The organism is Pseudomonas sp. PSB11 (genome assembly GCF_014596605.1).
Taxonomy (GTDB): domain Bacteria; phylum Pseudomonadota; class Gammaproteobacteria; order Pseudomonadales; family Pseudomonadaceae; genus Aquipseudomonas; species Aquipseudomonas umsongensis.
This window is the reverse complement of record NZ_NOIO01000069.1, coordinates 1-1,309: the sequence shown is the minus strand read 5'-3', so window position 1 is coordinate 1,309 and position 1,309 is coordinate 1. Positions and strand designations below refer to the sequence as shown.

1 protein-coding gene is annotated in these 1,309 nt (G+C 54.9%); it reads left to right on the top strand.

The annotated features are described in order from the left end of the window. Positions 1 to 53 precede the first annotated feature (53 nt). A protein-coding gene (locus CGA21_RS29690) for an IS3 family transposase (RefSeq protein WP_188265689.1) occupies positions 54 to 1,306 on the top strand; the annotation gives its coding sequence in 2 pieces (ribosomal slippage) (positions 54 to 405 and positions 405 to 1,306; 1,254 coding nt in all). The last annotated feature ends 3 nt before the right edge of the window (positions 1,307 to 1,309 follow it).

Below are 1,309 nucleotides of genomic sequence, written 5' to 3'. Positions count from 1 at the left end.
TGCTTCGTCCTGAATAAGGTTTACACCTTCTGGCTTCTTATCAGGAAGGTGCAATGGATACGGGCACAAAACGCAGTCAACGAGATTACACACTGACTTTTAAATTGTCGGTCGTCGATCAAGTCGAAAAGGGCGAGTTGAGTTATAAAGAGGCTCAACGGCGCTATGGGATTCAGGGCCGGTCGACGGTGTTGGTTTGGTTACGCAAGCACGGTCGACAGGACTGGAGCCAAGGCGCCTCCATTCGCTCCCAGAGGACCCGACCGATGGACGAGCCGATCTTGCCGCCAACTCCCGAGCAGAGAATTAAAGAGCTCGAGGAGCAGTTGGCGCTGGCCAATCAGAAAGCCAAATTTTTTGAAGACGTGGTCGAAGTGCTGAAGAACGACTACGGCGTATCCGTTGTAAAAAAGCGGCCCGGCAAGTCGTTGCGCAAACCCAAACCCTGAGTGTCAGCAGGGCTTGCCAGTTTATGGGAATCAGCCGCCAAGCCTATTACAAGCGGGATCGGGTTTATCGGGCTCGACTCGAACAAGACCAGAAGCTTATCAATTTTGTGCGCGAGATCCGCGTGCGCCAACCCTGCATAGGCACCCGCAAGCTGCACTCGCTGATGCATGCGGAACGTGAGAAACAGGAGTTGCATGTGGGCCGGGATCGCTTGTTCGAGGTCTTGCGCGATCACCGCCAGTTGGTCCGTAGAAAACGGGCCTATCACAAGACGACCGACAGTCATCATCGCTTCCGCTGCCACCCCAACCTCCTGAAGCCAGGTCCGCAGCAAGTCATCGCGACAAGGCCGGAACAGGTCTGGGTGGCCGACATCACTTATTTATCCACCGCGAGCGGCAACCCGGCCTATTTAAGCCTGGTGACGGACGCCTACTCGAGAAAAATTGTCGGTTATCACGTGCATGGCAGCCTGCATGCCGACGCGGTGGCTCAGGCCCTGCGGATGGCCTTAAAAACGCGTCGAACGCGCCAGAGACTAGTGCATCACTCAGATCGAGGTGTGCAGTACTGCTCCGATCTCTACCAAAAGCTGCACGCCAGACACGGCATCACATGCTCGATGACCGATGGCTACGACTGTTATCAAAATGCGTTGGCAGAGCGGGTCAACGGCATTCTAAAAGGCGAGTTCCTGCTCCATCGACCTAAAGATCTGGTACAGGCTGAACGGATGGTGCGGGAGGCAATCTTGATCTACAACCAGGAGCGCCCGCACCTGTCTTTAAAATACAAAACGCCCGATGCGGTGCATCGGGCGCTGGGTGAAATAGATGTAAACCTATTTCAGGACTAGACA